The sequence below is a fragment of the Microbacterium proteolyticum genome (assembly GCF_029639405.1).
Lineage (GTDB): Bacteria > Actinomycetota > Actinomycetes > Actinomycetales > Microbacteriaceae > Microbacterium.
This window is the reverse complement of the sequence record NZ_CP121274.1, coordinates 582,687-602,043: the sequence shown is the minus strand read 5'-3', so window position 1 is coordinate 602,043 and position 19,357 is coordinate 582,687. Positions and strand designations below refer to the sequence as shown.

At 72.2% G+C, this 19,357-nt stretch carries 16 protein-coding genes; 7 read left to right on the top strand and 9 right to left on the bottom strand.

Features of this window, described 5'->3' with window-relative positions:
• Nucleotides 1-13: 13 nt before the first annotated feature.
• From P8R59_RS03605 to P8R59_RS03580, 6 genes are read left to right on the top strand one after another with little or no spacing between them, the layout of a single operon-like run.
• A complete protein-coding gene (locus tag P8R59_RS03605; RefSeq protein ID WP_278102761.1) occupies nucleotides 14-1,108 on the top strand; it encodes a heme/hemin ABC transporter substrate-binding protein in 1,095 nt (364 codons plus the stop codon).
• Nucleotides 1,105-2,220: a FecCD family ABC transporter permease gene (locus P8R59_RS03600; protein ID WP_278102760.1), complete on the top strand. Its 1,116-nt coding sequence runs from the start codon at nucleotides 1,105-1,107 to the stop codon at nucleotides 2,218-2,220. The genes P8R59_RS03605 and P8R59_RS03600 overlap by 4 nt, the downstream gene beginning before the upstream one ends.
• Nucleotides 2,217-3,020, top strand: a complete 804-nt coding sequence (locus tag P8R59_RS03595; RefSeq protein ID WP_278102759.1) for a heme ABC transporter ATP-binding protein — start codon at nucleotides 2,217-2,219, stop codon at nucleotides 3,018-3,020. Before P8R59_RS03600 ends, P8R59_RS03595 begins: the two co-directional genes overlap by 4 nt.
• Complete coding sequence (locus P8R59_RS03590; RefSeq protein ID WP_278102758.1) at nucleotides 3,017-4,141, top strand: hypothetical protein; 1,125 nt, start codon at nucleotides 3,017-3,019, stop codon at nucleotides 4,139-4,141. The genes P8R59_RS03595 and P8R59_RS03590 overlap by 4 nt, the downstream gene beginning before the upstream one ends.
• Nucleotides 4,138-5,376 carry a hypothetical protein gene (locus P8R59_RS03585; protein ID WP_278102757.1) on the top strand — a complete coding sequence of 413 codons (1,239 nt, stop codon included), beginning with the start codon at nucleotides 4,138-4,140 and terminating at the stop codon, nucleotides 5,374-5,376. Before P8R59_RS03590 ends, P8R59_RS03585 begins: the two co-directional genes overlap by 4 nt.
• A gap of 10 nt (nucleotides 5,377-5,386) precedes the next feature.
• Entirely contained in the window at nucleotides 5,387-6,373 is a 987-nt protein-coding gene (locus P8R59_RS03580; RefSeq protein WP_278102756.1) for an LLM class F420-dependent oxidoreductase, read from the top strand.
• Between the two features lie 74 nt (nucleotides 6,374-6,447).
• Here the strand turns inward: P8R59_RS03580 and P8R59_RS03575 are convergent, their stop codons facing one another.
• The 4 genes from P8R59_RS03575 to galT form a co-directional block, all read right to left on the bottom strand.
• Nucleotides 6,448-7,908 carry a carboxylesterase/lipase family protein gene (locus tag P8R59_RS03575; protein ID WP_278102755.1) on the bottom strand — a complete coding sequence of 487 codons (1,461 nt, stop codon included), beginning with the start codon at nucleotides 7,906-7,908 and terminating at the stop codon, nucleotides 6,448-6,450.
• A gap of 81 nt (nucleotides 7,909-7,989) precedes the next feature.
• The gene (locus tag P8R59_RS03570) at nucleotides 7,990-8,943 is read right to left on the bottom strand and encodes a squalene cyclase (protein ID WP_278102754.1); all 954 of its coding nucleotides are present in this window, start codon (nucleotides 8,941-8,943) and stop codon (nucleotides 7,990-7,992) included.
• 336 nt (nucleotides 8,944-9,279) lie between these two features.
• On the bottom strand, nucleotides 9,280-10,443 hold the full coding sequence (galK, locus tag P8R59_RS03565) for a galactokinase (protein WP_278102753.1): 1,164 nt from the start codon (nucleotides 10,441-10,443) through the stop codon (nucleotides 9,280-9,282).
• Entirely contained in the window at nucleotides 10,440-11,615 is a 1,176-nt protein-coding gene (gene galT, locus P8R59_RS03560; protein ID WP_278102752.1) for a galactose-1-phosphate uridylyltransferase, read from the bottom strand. Before galT ends, galK begins: the two co-directional genes overlap by 4 nt.
• A gap of 50 nt (nucleotides 11,616-11,665) precedes the next feature.
• On the opposite strand from galT, the gene P8R59_RS03555 reads away from it, so the two are divergent.
• Nucleotides 11,666-12,622, top strand: a complete 957-nt coding sequence (locus P8R59_RS03555) for a LacI family DNA-binding transcriptional regulator (protein WP_278102751.1) — start codon at nucleotides 11,666-11,668, stop codon at nucleotides 12,620-12,622.
• Nucleotides 12,623-12,719: 97 nt separating this feature from the next.
• Here P8R59_RS03555 and P8R59_RS03550 read toward each other — a convergent pair whose 3' ends face one another.
• The 5 genes from P8R59_RS03550 to P8R59_RS03530 all read right to left on the bottom strand — a co-directional run bounded on the left by P8R59_RS03550 (nucleotide 12,720) and on the right by P8R59_RS03530 (nucleotide 19,330).
• Nucleotides 12,720-14,435: a glycoside hydrolase family 35 protein gene (locus P8R59_RS03550; protein WP_278102750.1), complete on the bottom strand. Its 1,716-nt coding sequence runs from the start codon at nucleotides 14,433-14,435 to the stop codon at nucleotides 12,720-12,722.
• Between the two features lie 13 nt (nucleotides 14,436-14,448).
• Nucleotides 14,449-15,966, bottom strand: coding sequence for an alpha-N-arabinofuranosidase (locus P8R59_RS03545; protein WP_278102749.1), 1,518 nt, complete (start codon nucleotides 15,964-15,966; stop codon nucleotides 14,449-14,451).
• A 73-nt stretch (nucleotides 15,967-16,039) separates the two neighbouring features.
• Nucleotides 16,040-17,392, bottom strand: coding sequence for an ABC transporter substrate-binding protein (locus P8R59_RS03540; RefSeq protein WP_278102748.1), 1,353 nt, complete (start codon nucleotides 17,390-17,392; stop codon nucleotides 16,040-16,042).
• A gap of 82 nt (nucleotides 17,393-17,474) precedes the next feature.
• Complete coding sequence (locus tag P8R59_RS03535) at nucleotides 17,475-18,410, bottom strand: carbohydrate ABC transporter permease (protein ID WP_202400988.1); 936 nt, start codon at nucleotides 18,408-18,410, stop codon at nucleotides 17,475-17,477.
• Complete coding sequence (locus P8R59_RS03530; protein WP_278102747.1) at nucleotides 18,407-19,330, bottom strand: carbohydrate ABC transporter permease; 924 nt, start codon at nucleotides 19,328-19,330, stop codon at nucleotides 18,407-18,409. Before P8R59_RS03530 ends, P8R59_RS03535 begins: the two co-directional genes overlap by 4 nt.
• Between the last annotated feature and the right edge of the window lie 27 nt (nucleotides 19,331-19,357).

Here is a 19,357-nt window from a genome sequence, read left to right as displayed (position 1 = left end):
GGAGGTTCGTTTCATGATCCGTCGAACGACGCGCGGCCCCGTCGCCCTCGCGCTCGCGCTGACCGTCGCGCTCGGCCTGAGCGCCTGCACCGCCGCTGCCGGGCACGGGCAGACCGCCGCGCCCACGCCGCCGCTGGCCGAGGTGACGCCCCTCACCGACCCGTTGACGTGGGAGGGTCCGTCGACGGCCGTCGCGGCCGCCGCGCCCGTGACACCCGTCACCGACGGAGCCCAGACGCTGCCCGTGACGCTCACCGACTCGCAGGGCGCCGCCGTGACGATCACCGACACCACGCGCATCCTCACGCTCGACATCTACGGCTCGCTCTCGCGCATCGTCTTCGAGCTCGGCCTGGGCGACCACGTCGTGGCGCGCGACGTCTCCACCGATTTCCCCGAGGCGGCGCACCTGCCCGTGGTCACCGAGAACGGCCACGACCTCAACGCCGAGGCGATCCTCGACGCCGCCCCCACGGTGATCCTGACCGACACGAGCCTCGGACCGTGGGACACCATCCTGCAGATGCGGGATGCCGGCATCCCCGTCGTGGTCGTCGATTCGCACCGCTCGCTCGAGAACATCGGGTCGCTCATCGAACAGGTCGGCGCGGCCCTCGGCGTTCCCGCGCGCGCCGCCGCGCTCGCCGCGCGCACCACCGCGGCGGTGGACGCCAAGATCGCGCAGATCGCGGACGTCGCGCCGACCGACCCCGCGCGCAAGCTGCGCATGATGTTCCTCTACGTGCGTGGCCAGTCGGGGGTGTACTACCTGTTCGGCGAGGAGTCCGGCGCCGACAGCCTGATCGAGGCGCTCGGGGGCGTCGACGTGGCGGGGGAGATCGGCTGGACGGGGATGCGGCCGATCACCGACGAGGCCCTCGTCGACGCGAACCCCGACCTGCTCATCATGATGACGAAGGGCCTCGAGTCCGTCGGCGGCGTGGACGGGCTCGTCGAGCACCTCCCCGCGGTCGCCCAGACGGATGCCGGGCGCCATCGCCGCATCGTCGACATGTCCGACACCACGGTGCTGAGCTTCGGCCCGGCCGCGGCCGACGTGCTCGACGCGCTCGCCGTGGCCGTGTACGCGCCCGAGGCCGCCGGATGACGGCCGTCGCGGCCGCGCCGGTCGCGGCGCCGCGGTCCCGGGTCTCGATCCGCGTCCCGGCCGTGTTCTCGTCGCTCGCCGTCGCGCTCGTGGTGCTCGCGGTCGTGTCGGCCGGTAGTGGGCAGCTCTCGATCCCGCCCGATCAGGTGCTGGGGGCGTTCGCGCGGGCGTGGAACGATGCCGTGCGCGCCCTGGGCGTGGGCTTCCTGTCCGTCGCGCCAGGAGCTGCCGTGGAGCACGTCAACGGCGAGGCGACGCTATGGCTCATCCGTCTGCCCCGGATCCTGATGGCGGTCCTCGTCGGGGCGACGCTCGCCACGGCCGGGGTCGTCATGCAGGGGGTCTTCCGCAACCCGCTGGCCGAGCCGGGCGTCATCGGCATCTCCTCGGGTGCGGCGGTGGGGGCATCGGCATCCATCGTCTTCGGGCTCGGCTTCCTCGGGCCCCTCACCCTCCCCGCGCTCGCCTTCGTGGGCGGGCTCGCCGCCACCGTGATCGTCTACGTCTCCGCGCGGTCGGACGGACGCACCGAGGTCGTGACCCTCGTGCTCACGGGCATCGCGGTCAACGCGGTCGGCGGCGCGGCGATCGCGCTGTTCACGTACCTCGGGTCGACGCAGCAACGTGAGCAGATCGTCTTCTGGCAGCTCGGTTCGCTCAACGGTACGCGCTGGGACGACCTCGCCGTCGTGGCGCCGTTGGCCGTCGTCGGCATCGCCGTGTGCCTCTTCTTCGCCGGCAGCCTCGACCTCCTCGCGCTCGGGGAGCGGCAGGCGGAGCACCTGGGAGTGCGGGTGGAGCGGCTCCGCGTCGTCGCGATCGTCGTGATCGCCCTGCTCACGTGCGCGGCCGTGGCCTTCTGCGGGATCATCGGCTTCGTCGGACTCGTCGTGCCCCACCTCATGCGCATGGTGCTCGGGCCGGGGCACCGGCTGCTGCTCCCCGCCAGTGCGCTCGGGGGTGCGGTGCTGCTGCTCGCCGCCGACCTGGCCGCGCGCACCGTGGTGTCAGGTTCGGAACTGCCGATCGGCATGCTCACCGCCCTCATCGGCGGGCCGTTCTTCTTCTGGCTCCTGCGCCGCACGCGTCGGCGGTCGGGAGGATGGGGATGACGGTGGTGCTCAGCGCCCGGGGGATCTCGGTCGACGTCGCGGGTCGGCGCGTGCTCGACGCGGTCGACCTCGATCTCGCCGCGGGCGAACTGGTCGTGCTCGTCGGCCCCAACGGGGCGGGGAAGTCGACGCTGCTGTCGGTGCTCGCGGGCGACCGCGTCCCCGCGGCCGGCGTCGTCGAGCTCGACGGCGCGGTGCTGGATTCCCGACCCGTCGCCGAGCGCGCCCGACGTCGGTCGGTTCTGACGCAGAGCAACGAGGTGTCGTTCCCGTTCGTCGTCCGCGATGTCGTGCGCATGGGCCGCGCGCCGTGGCGGCGGCATCCGGAGGCGTCCCGCGACGACCTCGCGGTGGCCGAGGCGCTCGCGGCCGGCGAGGTGCACGCGTTCGCCGACCGTCCGGTGACGGGGCTGTCGGGCGGCGAACGGGCCCGTACCGCCTTCGCGCGCGCGTACGCGCAGGAGTGCGCGATCGCATTGCTCGACGAACCCACCGCGAGCCTCGACATCCGACATCAGCACCGTGTGCTCGCCCGCACACGTGAGCGGGTGGATGCCGGGGGAGCCGCCGTCGTGGTTCTCCACGACCTCGGGCTCGCCGCCGCGTACGCGGACCGCATCGCCCTCCTCGAGGGCGGTCGTCTGGTGGCCGTCGGCCCACCGCGCGACGTCCTCGACCCCGAGGTGCTCACGCGGGTCTATCGGCATCCGATCGCCGTCGTCGACGGACCCCGCGGAACGCTGCTCGTCGTCGCCGACCCCGCCTCGTCGACATCCCCCACCCCCGGAGCTCTCGCATGAAACGTCTGTCCCTCCGCCTGTCCGCCGCCGCGGTCGTCCTCGCCCTGACCGCTGCCGGTGCGGTGGTCGCCGCGGCCCCGGCGTGGGCCGCCGGAACCGTGACCGTCACCGGCCCTCAGGGCACGGCATCCGCGGATGCCGAGTACGCCACCGACGTGACCGTGTCCGGGTCGGGGTTCCAGTCGATCCCGAACGGCTTCGGCGGCGTCTACGTGCTCTTCGGCTGGGTCGACGACCCCGAGGGCGGCTCGTGGCGACCGAGCGCCGGGGGCGTCGTCGGAGAGGACTACCGGTACGTGCCCGACGCGGAGTCGGCCGAGAACAACGGGTATCAGCGCTTCCTGGCCTTCCCGGGCAGTCAGACCGAGAGCGCCGCGAATGGCGTCCTCGGCGCCGACGGGTCGTGGTCGGTGACCATGGTGATCCCGGGAGCGGTGTTCGAGAGCCACGACCGCGACGGACGGGTCTCGGAGGTCGACTGCCGCACGGTGACCTGCGGCATCATCACCATCGGGGCGCACGGGGTGAAGAACGCGAACAACGAGACGTTCACCCCCGTGTCGTTCGCGGGGGCCGCGGAAGCTCCCTCCGAGGCCGCCTCCGCTCCGGCCGAGGGATCCGCCGGGGCCGTCCGGGTGGGAGTCGAGTCGGCATCGGTCGCCGCCGGCACCTCGATCGTCTTCACCGGGCAGGGTTTCACCCCCGGCGAGCAGGTCGTGGCCTCGCTCGACGGCGGCCTGACGGCCGTCGGCCCGCTCACCTCGGGCGCGCAGGGCGAGGTTGCGGCGGCGCTGCCCGTCCCGCGCGAGATCCGCGACGGAACGCACCTGCTCACGTTGCGCGGCGCGGGTTCGGGGGCGGTGGCCGAGGCCGAGGTCACGGTGAGCGGTGGAAGCGCCGCGGCATCCGTCTCCGATGAGTCGACCGCGCCCACCTGGGTTCTCGTGCTGCTGCTGGCCTGCATCGCGCTGGCGACCGCGCTGGTGGTGACGAGCATCGTCACCGCGGTCGTACGCGCCCGGTCGCGCCGACGGGCGCGGAGGGCGGAGACCGCGACTCCTGTGCCCGAGGAAGCCGCGATTCCCGTGCCCGAGCGGGCGACGGCGGGGGTGTCTTCATGAGGCCCGGGGTGCTGCTGCGGGCGGGTCTCGCGCTGGCCGTCGTGCTCGGACTCGCCGCTGCCCCCGCGGCGGCCGCCGGTCCGGACGACATCGTCGTGACCGTCCCGGGCACAGGCGACGCCGGATCCGACGGAGAGATCACCGACGCTCAGCTGCGGTGGGGGCTCAACGTCGAGGCGGGCGGGGGAGCGTTCGCCGGGGGATGCAACTTCCTCAGCGCCGGCGCCGCGGGCGATGCCGGGGGCTCCCGGGTGTGGACGGAGGGCGACGGGCTGTACCGCGCGCAGGACGCGAACGTGCGGATCGAGAAGCCGACCGCGGACGGCGGCTGGACCACGGCATCCTGGTCGACGAAGTGCCAGGACCCGACGGGTGCCCCGGTGTCGGTGTCGTCGACCGCGAGCGCCTCGGGCAACCAGGTCGTGATCGACGGCGGGACGGGCACGCGCCGCGACGGAGCCGTCGACATCACGTGGTCGGGATCGTTCACGGTCGTCTTCTACGGCGGGATGACGTACTGGAGCGTGTCCGACCCGCGACTGACCCTCGACGCATCCGGTGACGGGCGGCTCGTCGGCACCGCGAGCGGGTACGGCACCTCGATGGACGACACGACGACGTGGAACCCGATCGCGCCGCAGACCGTCGTGCTCGCCGACATCGACGGCGCGGACGTCGCCGGCGTCGGTGGCTTCACGGTCACGCCGCGGTACCTCGGCGTGACGACCACGGGCGGGGGCCAGACCGCCCGCACCGCCACCACCCAGGCGTACTGGGGGTCGTTCCCGCAGTCCTTCATCGACTTCCACCGTCAGACGGGTCAGCAGGGGTACTGGCTCACGACCGGCGGAGTCCGGGATGCCGCCAAGCCCGCGTCGCCGCTCACGGTGAGCTACTCGGCCGCGGCGCCGGTCACGGTGCCGGTCGCGACCGCGGGTGGTTCCGCCGCCGCCGCCGCCGCGCCGGTGAACGCGCTGCGCCGAGCGCCCGCCGAGATCGACCCGGCGGAGTCGGCGCGCGCGTTCTTCGCCGCGAACGCCCCGATCACGACCCAGCCGCAGGCCGCGGGTCTGGTCCCCGAGGTGAGCCGGGCGCTCTCGCCGGTGGTGCTGCCGCTGCTCGGCTCCGCCGCGGCGCTCGGCGTCGCGATCGTCGCCGTCCTGAGCATGATGCAGGCCCTGCCCTGGCAGAGGAGCTCGCCCTCGACCGGCCCGTCGCGGGTCGCACGGGCCTAGGGTGAAGCCCATGGAATTCGGCATCTTCGTCCCGCAGGGTTGGCGCTTCGATCTGGTGGGCATCGACCCCGCCGAGCAGTGGCGGGCGATGAGCTCGCTCGCCCAGAGCGCTGACGAGGGGCCGTGGTCGTCGATCTGGGTCTACGACCACTTCCACACCACTCCGGTGCCGAGCGCCGAGGCGACGCACGAGGCGTGGACGCTCATGGCCGCCTTCGCCGCGGTCACCGACCGGGTGCGCCTCGGGCAGATGTGCACGTGCATGGGCTACCGCAACCCGGCCTACCTCGCGAAGGTCGCGGCGACCGTCGACCTCATCTCGGGCGGTCGCGCCGAGATGGGCATCGGCGGCGGCTGGTACGAGCACGAGTGGCGCGCGTACGGCTACGGGTTCCCGCCGATCGCGGAGCGTCTGGGGCGCCTCCGCGAGGGCGTCGAGATCATGCACCAGGCCTGGACCACCGGTTCGGCGACGCTCGCCGGGAAGTACTACGAGGTCGACGGCGCGATCGTGCAGCCGCAGCCGCTCCAGCCCGGCGGCATCCCGCTGTGGATCGCCGGCGGCGGCGAGAAGGTCACGCTCAAGATCGCAGCGACCTACGCCTCGTACACGAACTTCGGCGGTTCGCTCGAGGAGTTCGACCACAAGTCCGACGTGCTGCGCGGGCACTGCGAGGCACGGGGTCGCGACTTCGGCGAGATCACGCGGTCCACGAACTTCAACACGATCGTTGCGGCCACCGAGGCCGAGGCCGACGAGCGTCTCGCCGCTGTCGTGGCGCGTCTCCGGCCCCACGTGGGCGACGAGCGGGCGGATGCCATCGAGGCCGACTACCGCGCCTCCGACGCGTTCGGCACCCCCGAGCAGATCGTCGAGCGCCTGCGCGCCCGCGCCGAGCACGGCCTCGGCTACGCCATCCACTACTTCCCCGAGGCCGCCTACGACACCTCCGGCCTCACGCTGTTCGAGCGCGAGGTGGTCCCCGCGCTCGCGTGAAGCGCGTGAGGGGTCAAGAACTGTCGCTTCGGCGCGCCGGAAGCGACAAATATTGACCCCTCACGCGCGGCCGCTCAGACCAGCGGGGCGACCTCGGCGTACGCGTCGGGCTCGACGGGCGGGGTGGATGCCGCGGCGCCGAACACGCGCCCGCGGCGGGTCGCGGCATCCCAGGTCGGCCATCCCGGGTCGCCGTCCCGGATGAAGCCGACCGCGGCGGCATGCATCTCGCCGGCGAGGTCAGTGGGTGGCGCGTCGCCGGCGATCGCGGTGACGCCGTCGGCGTCGAGGTGGTCGAACCAGAACGGCACGTCGAGGCAGTGGCACGCGAACCCGATCGGCGGGGACGGCCACGCGAAGCGGTACACCCACGTCGCGTCGCCACCGCGGGCGCGGGCGGTGCGCAGCACGACGGAGCGGATGACCCGGTCCGAGACGTAGCCGCCGAGCCGGGCCGCGGCACCCCGCCGTCGTGACCGCGCGAGGTAGGCCCGTGGCCGGGAGCGTCCGAGACCCAGCACCGCGAGGGCGAGCGCGACCGGGACCAGCCGCAGCGGCTTCCGCCAGCGGGCCGTGACCATCGTGAACTCGTCGTCGGTCGCGCCCACCACCAGGGGGATGCCGGCCGACGCCCCGTCGGCGAGGGCGTCTAGCGGCGGTCGCGGGAGCAGCTCCCCGTCCACCATCGGCCCGAGCGGCAGGCCGCCGTCGAGCAGCGCGGTGAGTCCGGCGAGGCGGGCGCGACGTTCGGGCTTCTGCGCCTGCCGCTGCAGCTCGAGCAGACGCTCCTCGGGCAGAGTGGCGAAGCCGTCGCGGTCGGGGCGCACGGCCGCGAGGGCCGCGAGACGGTCGGCGAACCGGCGCGCGTCGGGCGCGGCGACGGCCCCCAACGCGGGCGACAGGGCCATGGCGCGCTGGAACAGACCGGATGCCGCGGGGCTCGCCAGCAGCGCGAGCACGGATCCGCCGCCCGCCGACTGGCCCGCGATCGTCACGCGGCCGGGATCGCCCCCGAAGGCGCGGATCTCGTCGCGCACCCATTCGAGCGCCGCGATCTGGTCGCGGAGCCCGCGGTTCGACGGGGCGCCGTCGATCCAGCCGAAGCCGTCGAACCCCAGCCGGTACGAGATCACCACCGTCACCACGCCGTCGCGCGCGAACGTGTCGCCGTCGTACCAGCGGCTCGCGGGCGACCCCGACACGAATCCGCCGCCGTGGATCCAGACGAGCACCGGGAGGGCGGCATCCGGGGTCGCGTCCCGCGGCGCGAAGACGTTGACGTTCAGCGTGGCGTCGCCGGGCACGCTCGGTTCGGGGATGAGCGTGATGCCGGTGTCACCGCGCTGCGCTGTGGCGCCGTAGGTCGTCGCGGCGCGCTCGCCCTCCCACGGCTCCGGGGGTTCCGGGGCGGCGAACCGCAACCGTCCGACGGGTGCCTGCGCGAACGGGATGCCGAGGAACACCGCCGTCCCGCCGCGGGTGAACCCGCGCACGCGGCCGCGGGTGGTGGCGACGACGGGTTCCGTGGCATCCATCGCTCCATCCTGTCGCGCCACCCGCGTGAGTCGCCACGATGTGTCGCCTGGCGGGCGCTCAGGGCGACGAATCCTGGCGACTCACGCGGGGGCGTCCCACCACCGCAGGACGCGCAGCGCGAAGAACGTCAGCCACCGCGACGGCTCGCCCGCCGGCACGTCCACCGCGAACCACTCGTGGCCCTCGAGCGGGTAGGCCTGGTGCCACGTGCCGTCGGGGTCGCGGGTCGCGCGCACCCGCTCGATCGCCTCGGCGAGCCGCGGATCGGGAGCGGTTCCGTCGTGCAGGGCGGCGGCGCGGAAGTGATCGAGGGCGCGGAGCGCGCTGTAGCGGAACCGGAACGGGTACCCCAGGTGGTCCGCCCACCGGTGCTTCTCGCCGGTGGAGAGGCGGAACAGCAACCGCCGCTCGAGCAGGTACTCCTCGGCCCCGCGCCGGGCGTCGTGCAGGGCGGGGGTGCCGCCCGTGCGCCACTCGTCGTCGAGGATCCCGATCACCGAGTTGAGGGTCGAGTGGAACGACGACCGCGTCGAGCCCTCCACCCACTCGCAGTTCCAGCCCCCGTCGGGCAGGCGGTGCTCGACGAACCAGTCCCGGATGCCACTCACGTCGGCCCCGAGCCAGGCACCGCTCGCGAGGGTGAAGGAGTTGATGCAGGCATCCACTTCGCCGTCCCAGAACGGAAGATCCTCGTACTCCCAGCGGGCGTGGCGCTCGAGGAGCCCCGCGGTGTCGGGGCGGAGGGCCGTGGCATCCACGCCCCATTCGCGCAATGCCATGAGCGACCACGACGTGGCCGTCCAGGGCTGAGGGTCGTTGCCGTCGAAGTCGGCGGGGAAGTGCGCGCCGCCGGCCCACTGCCCGTCCGGGTCCTGCCGGGCGAGCAGCTGCGCGCCGAAGCCCTCGCGCGCGACCCGGGCGCGGGTCGCCTCCCACACGGCGGCGGGTGCGTCGAGCAGGTCGCGCTCGACCTTCCACTGCAGCGCGGGGTCGCTGTCGTGCAGCCAGTCGAGGACGCCGTCGTCGGATGCCATTCCCGCACGCTACGCGCCCACGGCCGTCCCGTACAGGGCCCGCGGTGCTGTCACGCCGCCCGCGTCACGCCGCGGTGCTGTCACTCCGCGGCGTCCCGCCCGCGGTGCTGTCACTCCGCGGCGTCCCGCCCGCGGTGCTGTCACTCCGCGGCGTCCCGCCCGGGGTGCTGTCCCCCCGATAAACGCGATCGGCGGCGAGAAACGGGGTGACACGGCGTTTCTCGTCGCGAATCGCGTTCATCGGGGAGGGGTGCGCAGCGTCAGCGCCCCCGCGGGGCCGCGGCCGGCGGGGTCGGCGGGGGCGGGGTCGGCGGACCAGCGCCGCCTCCGGCAGCGTCACGCGTCGCGGCGCGCGCCCTCCGACGGCGTCACCGTGAACACGTTCGGGGCGCGGAATCCGGATGCCGCGAACGCGGCCTGCACGGCGTCGGTCGCCGCGGGCACGAGCTCGGTGGGGAGGAGCGCGATCGCGGCGCCGCCGAAGCCGCCGCCGGTCATCCGGGCGCCGAGCGCTCCCGAGGCGAGAGCAGTCTCGACGGCGAGGTCGAGCTCGGGCACCGAGATCTCGAAGTCGTCGCGCATCGACGCGTGCGAGGCGGTCAGCAGGTCGCCGATCGCGCGCGGCCCGTCGGCGTCGAGGGCGGCCACGGTGTCGAGGACGCGCTGGTTCTCGGTCACGATGTGCCGCACACGGCGAAAGGTCACGTCGTCGAGGATCTCCGCGGCGCGGGGCAGGTCGTCGACGGTGAGGTCGCGCAGCGCCGGCACACCGAAGGCCGCGGCGCCCTTCTCGCACGAGGCGCGGCGCTCGCGGTAGCCGCCCGAGGAGTGCGCGTGCTCGACGAGCGTGTCCACGACGAGGATCGCGAGGCCAGCCTCCGCGAAGCCCAGGGTGACCGGTCGCGTCTCGAGCGTGCGGCAGTCCAGGAAGGTCGCGGCATCGGCTTCGCCGAGCATGGATGCCATCTGGTCCATGATCCCGGTGGGCGCCCCGACCGCGTCGTTCTCGGCGGTCCGGCCGACGCGCGCGAGGGCGACCTTGTCGAGACCTGCGCCCCACACGTCGTTGAAGGCGGAGGCCACGGCCCCCTCGATCGCGGCGGACGACGAGAGCCCCGCTCCCACCGGCACCTCCGACGCCAGGGCGATGTCGACCCCTCGAGGTGTGGCATCCGGGGCCGCCGCGCGCAGCGCCCACGCCACGCCCAGCGGGTATCCGGCCCAGTCGAGGCCGCTGGCGGCGATGCGGGCGTCGAGGTCGGCGAGCGCCACCTCGACCGCGTCGTCGGAGAAGGTGGAACGCACGCGGATCACGTCGTCGTCGCGCAGCGCGACGGCGGCGGCGGTGCGCTGCGCGATCGCGAAGGGGAGGACGAAGCCCTCGTTGTAGTCGGTGTGCTCGCCGATGAGGTTGGCGCGGCCGGGGGCGGACCACACCCCTGCGGCGGGGGTGTCGGTCAGGGTGGCGAGCAGGGCGCGGGCGTCGTCGACGGCGGTCATGCCGTCACCTCCGGAACGGTGTCGAGGGCGGCGCGCAGGCGTTCGGCCTGCGACTCGGGGGTGACGTCGCCGATCCAGGCGCCCATGGCGGCTTCGGACCCGGCGAGGTACTTGAGCTTGTCGGCCGCGCGGCGCGGCGACGTGATCTGCAGGTTGAGTCGCACGCTGTCGCGGGCCCGGGCGACGGGCGCCTGGTGCCACGCGGCGATGTACGGCGTGGGCGTGTCGTACAGCGCGTCGATGCCGCGTAGCAACCGCAGGTAGAACGGGGCGAGCTCGTCGCGCTCGGCATCCGTCGTCTCGGCGAGGTCGGCGACGTGACGGTGGGGGAGCACGTGCACCTCGATCGGCCAGCGCGCCGCGAACGGCACGAACGCCGTCCAGTGCTCGCCGCGCAGCACCACGCGGGGGCCGGATGCCTCGAACTCGAGGATCCGCGCGAACAGGTCGGGCGAGGTGCGCGAGACGGTGTCGAGCAGGCGCTGCGTGCGCGGGGTGACGTACGGGTAGGCGTAGATCTGCCCGTGCGGGTGGGGGAGGGTGACGCCGATCTCCTGCCCGCGGTTCTCGAACGGGAACACCTGACGGATGCCGGGGAGGGCCGACAGTGCGGCCGTGCGGTCGGCCCACGCTTCGATGACGGTGCGGGCGCGGGTGCGCGACAGCGTGCCGAAGGATCCCTCGTGCTCGGGGCTGAAGCAGACGACCTCGCAGCGCCCGACGGAGGTGCGGGTGCGGCCGAGTCCGAGGTGCTCGAGGTCGTCGTCGCCGCGCGGCGGGTCGACGGCGGCGGGCGCGTCGCCGTGGGCGACGTCGAGCGCGGGACCGAAGGACGGCGACTTGTTCTCGAACACCGCGACGTCGTAGCGCGACGGGATCTCCGACGGGTTGGTCGGCGTCTGCGGGGCGAGCGGATCGAGGTGCGCGGGAGGCAGGAACGCCCGGTTCTGGCGATTGGATGCCACGGTGATCCAGTCGCCCGTGAGGACGTCCTGTCGCATGGTCGCGGTGGCGGGGCGGGGGTCGAGCTCGCGGGCGTCGATCGCGCGCTCGGGGCCGAGCGTCGTGCCGGCGTCGTCGAAGTAGATCAGTTCGCGGCCGTCGGCCAGGCGCGTGGGGCGCTTGACGACTCCGGCGCCGAGGGCCACTGCGGTGGGGCTGTCCGTGTTCACGATAACACGCTACAGATCAGCCGTGATATCGTCAACACCGAGGGGGTGGCATGCGCGTATCGATGGCCGATGTGGCCGCGGCGGCCGGGGTTTCGGCCCAGACGGTCTCGCGCGTCGCGAACGGCAGTCCCCGGGTCGATCCCACCACCCGCGCCCGCGTCGAGAAGGCGATGGGCGACCTCGGCTACCGCATGCACCGCGCCGCCCGCGCGCTCCGCACCGGACAGACCTCCACGATCGGGCTGGTCGTGTCGACGCTGGCATCCGTCGGCAACTCCCGCATGCTGCAGGCGATCTCCGAGGCGGCCGCCGCGCGCGACTACGCCCTCGCCGTGGTCACGGTGGGGGAGCGCGGCATCCGGGAGGCCTTCGCCCGACTGCGCTCGCAGGGCGTCGACGGTGCCGTGGTGCTCAATGAGGCGACCGAGCTGGTGCGTGACGCCCCGCCGGCGGATCTTCACCTCGTCGTCGTCGACTCCCCGCCCGACGAGCGCTTCTCGATCGTGCAGACCGACCACGCCGGTGGCGCCCGCGTGGCCGTCGAGCACCTGCTCGGGCTCGGCCACGACACCGTGCACCACGTCGCGGGTCCCGCGCGTTCCTTCGCCGCGGCTGAGCGCGAGCGGGCCTGGCGTGCCACACTCGCCGACGCCGGTCGTCGCGTGCCCGACCTCGTGCGCGGCGACTGGACCTCGGCATCCGGTCACGCCGCCGTCTCGGCCTTGACCGATGCGACGGCGGTGTTCGTGGCGAACGACCAGATGGCGCTCGGCGCGCTGCGCGCGTTCGCCGACGCGGGTCGCCGTGTCCCCGAGGACGTCGCGGTCGTGGGCTTCGACGACATCGTGGATGCCGCGGAGTACCGCCCGCCCCTCACGACCGTGCGTCAGGATTTCGACGTTCTCGGCGCGCGGACCGTCGAGGCCCTCGTCGCCGCGATCGAGGGCGGTGTCCACGTCGCCGAAACGGTGCCGGCGCCCCTCGTCGTCCGCGACAGCGCGCGCTGAGCTCTCGCTGCTCCCAGAACAGGCGCAGTAACGGAAACAGGCCGATCCGCGCGGGATCGGCCTGTCCTCGGCACAACGCCTGTTCCGGCGACGCGGTCTACTCCTCGAGCTGTCCCAGCGAGGGCTGCGCGACGAACCGGGCCACAGGCTCCAGGGCCTGCTCCAGCTCGAGCACGACGATCTCGTTCGCGCCCGCACGCAGGACCGGTGCCGGAACGTACAGCGTCTCCTGCGGCACGTTCCGCCAGTACCGGCCGAGGAAGAAGCCGTTGACGAAGGCGAAGCCCTTGCCCCACGCCGAGGTGTCGAGGAACAGGTCGGCGGCCGCGTCGATCTCGAACGTGCCGCGGAGCAGCGCGCGGCCGAGGGGCCCGGCGCCCGCACCGGCAGCGGCGGCGAGGTCGATCGGCGTCGCCGTCCAGCCGGTCAGCGGGGCGCCGTCGAGCGTCGCGCCGCCGATCAGGCCCTTCTCCTCACCGAGGCGGTGACCGTAGTTCACGCGACCCTGGTCCTCGACGAGCACCGTGAGGCGTGAGCCCGCGGGGATCGCGAGCGCGCGCTCGTGCAGCGTGCGGGAGAGGCGCCCGACGAACGTGCCGTCGACGTGCACCCACGCGAGGTCGCGGACCTCGCCGAACGCGAGCACAGCGGGAGCGTTCGCGGGAAGGTCGACGTCGTACCGGACGAGGGGCCCGAGGTGTCCGAGCTCCTCGAACGTCGCGGGGTCGTCCGAGGCGGAGCCGGTGGATGCCGGCATCCACTCGCCTTCGCCCGTGAGCGGCACCTCGAACACCGGCGCATCCGGCCGCGGCGCGGGCTCGAGGTCGGGCACCGGGGCGTACTTCGCGATCACGTCGCGGAAGGCGTGGAACTTCGCGGTCGGGTGCCCCGCCTCGTCGATGGGGGCGTCGTAGTCGTACGAGGTGACGATGGGGTCGAAGCGGCCCTTGTCGTTAGCGCCGTTCGTCGTGCCGAAGTTCGTGCCGCCGTGGACCATGTAGATGTTCACGGATGCGCCCGCCGCGAGCAGCACGTCGAGGTCGTGGGCGGAGGCGGCGGGGTCGGTCGTGTGGTGGATGCTGCCCCACCAGTCGAACCAGCCGTCCCAGAACTCCGAGCACATGAGCGGACCGGTGGGCTGGTGCTCGCGCAGGGTCGCGAGGCGCTCGGCCGAACGAGAGCCGAACGAGCCGGTGAGGTGCAGCTCGGGAAGACTGCCGTTCTCGAGCATCCACGGCATCGGCTGATCCACGGTCGTCAGCGGCACGGTGATCCCGGCTTCGCGGGTGACGCGCACGAGCTCGCGCAGGTAGTCCTTGTCGGAGCCGTAGGCACCGTACTCGTTCTCGATCTGCACGAGCACGACGTTGCCGCCGCGGTCGATCTGCCGCGGGACGACAATCTCGTACACGCGCTCGAGGTACTCCGTGACGGCGGCGAGGTACTGCGGCTCCGACCGGCGCAGGCCGATGCCCGGAGTGGACGTCAGCCACACGGGGAGCCCGCCGTTGTGCCACTCGGCGCAGATGTAGGGTCCCGGGCGGACGATCGCGTGCATCCCCTCGGCGGCCACGAGGTCGAGGAAACGGCCGAGGTCCTTCCAGCCCGTGGCATCCCATTCGCCCCGCACCGGCTCGTGTGCGTTCCACGCGACGTAGGTCTCGATGGTGTTGAGGCCCATCGCCTTGGCCGTGCGGATGCGGTCGGCCCAGTGCTCGGGGTGGATGCGGAAGTAGTGCAGAGTCCCGGAGATGACCTGGAACGGTTCGCCGTCCAGGAGGAAATCGGTCTCGCCGATGGTGAAGGTGGTCACGTTCTCTCTCGGGTCAGGAGGCCAGCTGGACGCGCACGCGGGCCCACGCGAGCGGGGGGAGGGTGAAGCGCAGGATGCCGTCCACCACGTCGACGGCCAGGTCCGCCGGAGCCACCGGTTCGGCGTCGGCGGAATTCGTGGTGTCGCGGTCGCCGCCCTCGGGGATGGTGATGACGACGGCCTCGGCGGATGCCACGGCCCCGAGGTCGAGCTCGACCTCGGTCGCGGTGTCGAGCGAGCGATGAGCCAGGAAGACGTGGGCGGTGTCGCCGTCGACGGTGGCGATCGCGTCCACCGCGTCGACCTCGCCGTGGCGGGCGGTGGGGATGCGTTCGCCGTCGACCGCGACGGGGACGACCCGCCCGGTCGCGGCCTCGGCCGTGAGGCGGAAGGGGTGGAACGTCGTCTGCCGCCACGCGGGCCCGCCGTCGGGCTCGGTGCGGATGGGGGCGATGACGTTGACGAGCTGCGCGAGGTTCGCCATCGAGACGCGGTCCGCGCGGCGCAGCAGCGTGATGAGGAGCGATCCGACGACGACGGCGTCGGTGACGGTGTAGTCGTCCTCGATGAGGCGCGGCGCGATCGGCCAGTCGCCCGTGAAGACGCGGGGCTTGTCGACCTCGTTCCAGCGCGTCTGGTTCCAGACGTTCCATTCGTCGACGCTGATGCCGACCGGGGCGCCGTCGGGGGTGCGGGCGTCGACCTCGTCGATGATGTCGACGACCTCGCCGATGTAGCGGTCGAGGGCCGCGCCGCTGGCGAGGAAGCTCTGCGGGTCGGTGCGGTCTTCCTCGTAGTACGCGTGCACCGAGATGTGATCGACGAGGCCCGCGGTGTGCCGCAGCACGGTGCGCTCCCAGTCGCCGAACGTGGGCATCTCGTGGTTGGAGCTGCCCGCGGCCACGAGCTCGACGGTGGGGTCGATGAACCGCATCATGCGCGCGGTCTCGGCGGCGAGGCGCCCGTACTCGTCGGCGGTCTTGTGCCCGATCTGCCACGGGCCGTCCATCTCGTTGCCGAGGCACCACAGGCGGATGCCGAAGGGCTCGTCGCGCCCGTTCGCGCGGCGGCGATCGCTCAGCGCGGTGCCGGCGGGGTGGTTGGCGTACTCGAGCAGGTCGGCGGCCTCCGCGACGCCGCGCGTGCCGAGGTTCACGGCCTCCATGACCTCGAGCCCCGCGGCATCCGCCCACTCGGCGAACTCGTGCAGACCCACCTGGTTGGTCTCGGTGCTGTGCCACGCGGCATCCAGTCGCACCGGACGTTCGGCGCGCGGCCCCACGCCGTCCTCCCAGCGGTAGCCCGAGACGAAGTTGCCGCCGGGATAGCGCACGACCGTCGCACCGAGCTCGCGCACCAGGGCGAGCACGTCGGCGCGGAAGCCGGACCCGTCGGCGCTGGCGTGTCCGGGCGAATGGATGCCGTCGTACACGCAGCGGCCCATGTGCTCGACGAACGTGCCGAAGAGGCGACGCGGAACCTCGGCTCCGGGGCGGCGGGGGTCCAGCGTGATGCGGGTGGGGGAGGTCATGCGGCTCTCCTGGAGCGGGAAGGGAAGGGGCGGGTCGCTCGCTCGTGCGCGCGACCCGCCCCCGATCATCGGCTTACTTGTTGACGCTGAAGCCCTGGTCGTTGCCGTACTGGACCAGCTGGTCCTGCCACGTCGACAGACCCTCGTTCAGGTCGCCCTTGGTGGCGTAGGCCTGGCCCACGGTGTCGCCGAAGATGCTGTTGGCGTACACCTGGAAGGGCAGGTAGCTCCAGCCCTTCACGACGTCGCTCGACGCCTGGGTGAGGACCTGGTTGATCTGCTGGCCGCCGAAGTAGTCCGACTTCTTGTCGACGAAGGCGGGGTCGCTCAGCTGCGCCGTGGTCGAGGGGAAGCCGCCCGACTCCGCGAAGATCGTGAGGCTCTCGTCGTCGTTGTTCAGCCACTTGAGGAAGCCCGCGGCCAGAGCCGGGTTCTTGCTCTGCTTGGTCACGGCCTGTCCGCCGCCGCCGTTCTCGGCCGTCGCGGCCTTGCCGTCGTACGTCGGGATCGGGGCGACGGCCCACTTGCCCGCGCCGTCCTCCACGGACGACTCAAGGACGCCCGGCATCCAGGCGCCGATGACGAGCGAGGCGATCGAGCCGTCACCGAGGCCCTTGAACCACTCGTCGCTCCAGCTCGGGGTGTCCGAGAGCAGGCCGCCGTCGATGAGGCGGTTCCAGTTGTCGGCGAACTTCTTCGAGCCGGCATCCTGCAGGTCGATCGTGACGTTCGTGCCGTCGGCCTTGAACGGGGTGCCGCCGGCCTGCCAGATCATGCTGGTGGTGAAGCCCGAGTCGCCGGTGTCGGCGGTGATGTACTTGGTCGGGTCGGCGGCGTGCAGCTTCTGCGCGGCCGCGTAGTACTCGTCCCACGTCGTCGGGACGGCGATGCCGTACTCGTCGAAGACGGACTTGTTGTAGAACAGCGCCATGGGGCCCGAGTCCTGCGGCAGGCCGTAGATCTTGCCGTCGAAGTCGACCGCACCCCACGGGCCGGTCGCGTAGGCGCTCTCGAGGTCGCCGAAGCCGTACGGCGCGAGGTCGAGCAGCGAGTCCGACAGGGCGAACTGCGGGAAGGCGTAGTACTCGATCTGCACGACGTCGGGGGCGCCCGAGCCGGCCTTGATCGCGTTCTGGAGCTTGGTGTACTCCTCGGTGTTGGTGCCCGCGTTGACGAGGTTGACCTTCACGTTCGGGTACTTCTTCTGGAAGGCCGCGACCTGCGCCTCGGCCGAGGGCGTCCACGACCAGTACGTGATCTCGCCACCCTCCTGGAGCGCCTTCTCGATGTCGTCGGCACTGCCGCCGTTGCTGCCGCCGCCCGTGCTGCCGCCGGAGCAGGCGGTCAGCGCGCCCACCGTGAGCGCGGTGGCCGCCAGAGCGAAGACGGTCCGCCGCACGGCGGTGCCCTTGCGCATGAATGTCATCGGGATTCCTTCACTTCGTTGTTGTGGATTGTGTTGCGGGATTCCGGGGCAGGACGCTCCGGGTTCGGGAGGGAGTCGAGGGTCACTGCTTGACGCTTCCGGCACTCAGACCGGACTGCCAGAAGCGCTGCAGGACGAGGAACGCGGCGACGATCGGGATGATCGAGAGGAGCGCGCCGGTGATCACGAGGTTGTAGATCGGCTGGGCGCCGACGCCGGTCGCCTGCGCGTTCCACTGGTTCAGGCCGACGGTCAGGGGGTACCAGGCCGGGTCGCTGAGCATGATGAGCGGGAGGAAGTAGTTGTTCCAGGTCGCGACGACCGCGAACAGCAGCACCGTCACGATGCCCGGCGTGAGGAGCCGGATCGAGATGGTGAAGAAGGTGCGGAACTCGCCGGCCCCGTCCATCCGGGCGGCTTCCAGCAGCTCGGTGGGGATGGCATCCGTCGCGTACACCCAGATGAGGTACAGGCCGAACGGGCTGATCAGCGACGGGATGATGATCGCCCAGGGGGTGTTCGTGAGACCGAGCTGGCTGAAGAGCAGGAAGGTCGGCACGGCGAGGGCCGTTCCCGGCACCGCGATGGCGCCGAGCACGACGGCGAACACGGCCTTGCGCCCGCGGAAGTTGTACTTGGCCAGGCCGTAGCCGGCCAGGGTCGCCAGCAGGGTCGCCCCTCCGGCGCCGACGACGACGTACAGCAGGGTGTTGCCGAGCCAGCGCAGGAAGATCCCGTCGCGATAGGTCAGCGTCTGGACGATGTTGTCGCCCAGCGCGAAGCTGTCGCCGAACCACAGACCGAACGTCGAGAACAGGTCGGGCTGGGTCTTGGTCGCGTTGATGACGAGCCAGAAGAGCGGCACCAGCGTGTACAGCAGGTACAGCGCCATGACGATGCTGAGGACGATCGACTTCTTGCTCTGCGTCGGCGAGGTGCGGGCGAAGCCGCGGCGCGAGCGCGAGCGGGAGGTGGTCACGGCCACGGTGTCGGTGCGGGGTGCGGTCGCGGTGGTCATCGCGCCTCCTGACGTGAGCCGCGCAGCTGCACGACGTAGGCGATGACGGCGGTGATGACACCCATGATGATGGCGACCGTGGCCGCGTAGTTGTACTGCTGGCCCGCGAACGACAGGTTGTAGGCGTACATGTTCGGCGTGAAGAACGTCGTGATGGTGTTCGGCGCCAGGGGCTTGAGGATGTTGGGCTCGTTGAAGAGCTGGAAGCTGCCGATGATCGAGAAGATCGTCGCGATGACGACCGCGCCGCGCACCGCGGGGATCTTGATCGAGAAGATCGTGCGCCACGCCCCGGCGCCGTCGATGGATGCCGCTTCGTACAGTTCGCCGGGGATCGTCTTCAGCGAGGAGTAGAAGATCAGCATGTTGTAGCCGACGAACTGCCACGTGACGATGTTGCCGATCGAGACCAGCATCCACTCGGGCACGAACGGCTGCACGAAGGTGCCGCCGAGAAGGTCGTTGAGGTTGCGGGTGAGGCCGAACTGATCGCCGTAGATGTACCCCCACATGAGCACCGCCACGACGGCGGGGACGGCGTAGGGGAGGAAGATCACGATGCGGTAGAAGCCGGCGGCGTGCAGGCGCGCACTGTCGATCGCGAGGGCGGCCGCGAGCGCCAGGAGGAGCATGACGGGCACCTGCACGACGAGGAAGAGCGAGACGCGGCCGAGGCCGTCCCAGAACTTCCCGTCGCCGAAGACGGCGATGTAGTTGGCGAAGCCGACGAACGCGTTGCCGCCGACCAGCTGGTCGCGGAAGACGCTGAGGTAGAGCGAGTACGCGAGGGGCGCGAGGAAGACCAGCGCGAACACGATGGCGAACGGGGCGACGAACAGCCAGCCGCGGTCGTCGATACGGGCGCGTCGCTTACGGCGCGGGGGGCGCAGAGCGGGCGGGGGTGCCGCGGTGGTCGTCATCGTCCGGATGCCTCTTCATTGGTGCGC

What these genes read in the sequence shown, in the direction of transcription:
- P8R59_RS03540 (WP_278102748.1), bottom strand. Translation starts at nt 17,392, where the DNA reads ATGACATTCATGCGCAAGGGCACCGCCGTGCGGCGGACCGTCTTCGCT.
- galK (WP_278102753.1), bottom strand. Translation starts at nt 10,443, where the DNA reads ATGACCGCCGTCGACGACGCCCGCGCCCTGCTCGCCACCCTGACCGAC.
- P8R59_RS03600 (WP_278102760.1), top strand. Translation starts at nt 1,105, where the DNA reads ATGACGGCCGTCGCGGCCGCGCCGGTCGCGGCGCCGCGGTCCCGGGTC.
- P8R59_RS03570 (WP_278102754.1), bottom strand. Translation starts at nt 8,943, where the DNA reads ATGGCATCCGACGACGGCGTCCTCGACTGGCTGCACGACAGCGACCCC.
- P8R59_RS03545 (WP_278102749.1), bottom strand. Translation starts at nt 15,966, where the DNA reads ATGACCTCCCCCACCCGCATCACGCTGGACCCCCGCCGCCCCGGAGCC.
- P8R59_RS03585 (WP_278102757.1), top strand. Translation starts at nt 4,138, where the DNA reads ATGAGGCCCGGGGTGCTGCTGCGGGCGGGTCTCGCGCTGGCCGTCGTG.
- P8R59_RS03580 (WP_278102756.1), top strand. Translation starts at nt 5,387, where the DNA reads ATGGAATTCGGCATCTTCGTCCCGCAGGGTTGGCGCTTCGATCTGGTG.
- P8R59_RS03530 (WP_278102747.1), bottom strand. Translation starts at nt 19,330, where the DNA reads ATGACGACCACCGCGGCACCCCCGCCCGCTCTGCGCCCCCCGCGCCGT.
- P8R59_RS03575 (WP_278102755.1), bottom strand. Translation starts at nt 7,908, where the DNA reads ATGGATGCCACGGAACCCGTCGTCGCCACCACCCGCGGCCGCGTGCGC.
- P8R59_RS03555 (WP_278102751.1), top strand. Translation starts at nt 11,666, where the DNA reads ATGCGCGTATCGATGGCCGATGTGGCCGCGGCGGCCGGGGTTTCGGCC.
- P8R59_RS03590 (WP_278102758.1), top strand. Translation starts at nt 3,017, where the DNA reads ATGAAACGTCTGTCCCTCCGCCTGTCCGCCGCCGCGGTCGTCCTCGCC.
- P8R59_RS03605 (WP_278102761.1), top strand. Translation starts at nt 14, where the DNA reads ATGATCCGTCGAACGACGCGCGGCCCCGTCGCCCTCGCGCTCGCGCTG.
- P8R59_RS03595 (WP_278102759.1), top strand. Translation starts at nt 2,217, where the DNA reads ATGACGGTGGTGCTCAGCGCCCGGGGGATCTCGGTCGACGTCGCGGGT.
- P8R59_RS03535 (WP_202400988.1), bottom strand. Translation starts at nt 18,410, where the DNA reads ATGACCACCGCGACCGCACCCCGCACCGACACCGTGGCCGTGACCACC.